A 2,403-nucleotide genomic window follows, 5' to 3' on the forward strand; every position below is an offset into this window, starting at 1 on the left:
CCGCTGTCGAGCCGCCACGTCGCGACCCGCACCGCGTCACCTGGCCGGTTCGCGCCGCCCGCTTCGAGCCGGTCGGCGAGGGCTCTTCGGTGCGCGCGCGCTCTCAACGTGGGGCACGTCGCTCGCAGGCGCGCGCTGTAGAGCGGGTGTGCGACGCGCGCGCGTCCGTCGTCACCGATGCGCACGAACCCCATCTCCACGAGGTCCTGCGGGATCGGCATCAGCTCCGGTTCGAGCGGCTCTCCGTACGCCAGCAGCTCCAGGGCCCGCCGCTGCGGTTCCGCGAGCCGTCCCAGCGTCAGGTCGACCAGCTCGGCGAGCCGGCCGGACAGCTCCAGCGGCCCGCTCCAGTTCCAGCCGCCCTGGGTCTCGGTGAGCGCGCCCGAGTGCAGCCCTGCGGCGACGAGTTCCTTGAGGTACAACGGGTTGCCCTGGCTGTTCGCCCACACCAGGTGCCGGGTCGATGCGTCAGCGGGCCCGCCCAGCGCGGAAGCGAGCAACGTTCCGCGCGCTCCTGATCGAGCGCGTCGACGTTCACGACCGACAGCCCTTCCATGCCCCACCCCAGCCGCGCCGTGCAGATGACGCGCGTCAGCTTGTGGCGCACAACGTGCTGCAACACCGACAACGACGTGTCGTCGAGCAGGTGAGCGTCGTCGACCGACAACACCCGCCGTCCGCCGCGGGCGAGGTGCTCGGCGGCGGCACGCACCGACGACAAGGGCAGGATCGACGGCCCGCTCGAGCCCGCGGGCAGGTCGGTGGGCACGAGCGACGCGATCGCGCCGAGGGGAATCCGTGAGGTGGCGACCGTGGCGTAGCACCGCACCACGGGGTGCGGCACGAGCGGCGAGTGCTTCCGCGGCCAGGCGCGTCTTGCCGACGCCCGGCGGACCGGACAGCAGCACCGCGCCGTCCACGGCCAGCGCCCGCAGTGCGGCCCGCAGTTCACTCTCGCGCCCGACCAGGGGCAACTGATCGCTCACAGCTGGTAAGTGCTCGCTTCCGTTGCGCAGATACCCGAGTTGAGCATGCCGGAATCCGGCACGAAGGAACGCTCCCCGACCTGATTTCACCGAAGACGTATCAGGCCGCCCGCGGCGAGCGTCAGGACCGCATGAAACCTTTGATGCGGAAGATCGCGCTCCTGGCCTCGCTCGCGCTCGTCTCAGGCGGCCTGCTCGTCAGCACGTCCGCCACGGCGGGGGCGCAGACGGGGGCCTACATCCAGTCGAAGTTCAACGGCCGGTGCATGACCGCCGCCACCGGGCAGAACGGCGCCGGCGTCATCATGGTCGACTGCGTGAACGCCCCGACCCAGCGCTGGTACTGGGACGGGCTGCGGCTGCGCAACGCCGACGGCGGCAGATGCCTCACCGCCGCCTGGGGCAACGGTGACAACGGCGCCCACCTGCAGATGTACGACTGCCAGCCGAACAACCCCGCTCACCAGATCTTCTACCGCCCCGCCTCACACAACTACGAGGTCGGGAGGATCCGGTCGTGGCTGTACGGCAACCGGTGCGTCGAAATCGCGGGCGCGAACTGGTGGCAGGGCGCCAGCGTGCAGCTGTGGGACTGCCATGGCGGCGGCAACCAGTACTGGTGGGTCTAATACCCGAGCGCGGTCTTGATGTCCTGCTCGACGGCGGCGGTGGTGACGAACAGCAGCTCATCGCCGCCTTCGAGCGTGTCGTCCGGCTGCGGCACGATGACCCGCCCGCCGCGCAGGATCGTCACGAGCGCGGCGTCGCGGGGCAGCGTCAACTCCGAGACGGCACGGCCGGCGAACGGCGTGGCCTCGTCGAGCGTGATCTCCACGAGGTTCGCCTGGCCCTGCCGCAACGTCAGCAGGCGCACGACGTCACCGATCGTCACGGACTCCTCGACCATCGCGGCGAGCAACCGCGGTGTCGACACCGCGACGTCGACGCCCCACGACTCGGTGAAGAGCCATTCGTTTGTCGGGTCGTTCACGCGCGCGACGACGCGACGGACGGCGAACTCGGTCTTGGCGAGAAGCGACACCACGAGGTTGACCTTGTCGTCACCGGTCGCGGCGATCACCACGTCGCACAGCTGCATGCCCGCGTCCTCCAAAGAGGACAGCTCGCACGCGTCGGCCTGGACCCACTCGGCCTGCTCGACGGAGTTGGGGTCGAAGTGCGCCCGGTCCCGTTCGATCAGCATGACCTGGTGGCCGTCGGAGACGAGCTCCTGCGCGATGGACCGCCCCACCGCGCCCGCGCCAGCGATCGCGACCCGCATCAGCTTTCCTCCGGTGCCTGCAGCGCCGCCGCCGCGACGTCGGTGATCGTGCCGGACAGCGCCGCCACGTAGATGGTGTCGTCGGCCTGGACGACGGTCTTGGCGTCCGGCAGCACACCCGTGCCGAACCGCATC

General features: G+C 70.5%; 2 protein-coding genes and 2 pseudogenes. 1 reads left to right on the forward strand and 3 read right to left on the reverse strand.

Annotated elements, in window-relative coordinates; genetic code table 11:
• A pseudogene (locus FXN61_RS48740) lies at window positions 1-500 on the reverse strand (hypothetical protein); the annotation flags it as partial.
• A gap of 629 nt (window positions 501-1,129) precedes the next feature.
• Between FXN61_RS48740 and FXN61_RS48745 the strand changes: the two are divergent.
• Window positions 1,130-1,615, forward strand: coding sequence for an RICIN domain-containing protein (locus FXN61_RS48745; protein WP_167980540.1), 486 nt, complete (start codon window positions 1,130-1,132; stop codon window positions 1,613-1,615).
• Here FXN61_RS48745 and FXN61_RS48750 read toward each other — a convergent pair.
• Both FXN61_RS48750 and FXN61_RS53990 read right to left on the reverse strand, forming a co-directional pair.
• Window positions 1,612-2,268, reverse strand: coding sequence for a potassium channel family protein (locus tag FXN61_RS48750; protein WP_089951063.1), 657 nt, complete (start codon window positions 2,266-2,268; stop codon window positions 1,612-1,614). The two genes, FXN61_RS48745 and FXN61_RS48750, sit on opposite strands and share 4 nt — an antisense overlap.
• A pseudogene (locus tag FXN61_RS53990) lies at window positions 2,268-2,403 on the reverse strand (TrkA family potassium uptake protein); the annotation flags it as partial. The pseudogene FXN61_RS53990 and the gene FXN61_RS48750, both read right to left, overlap by 1 nt.

Source organism: Lentzea indica (assembly GCF_012184385.1).
In the GTDB taxonomy this organism is placed as follows: Bacteria; Actinomycetota; Actinomycetes; order Mycobacteriales; family Pseudonocardiaceae; genus Lentzea; species Lentzea indica.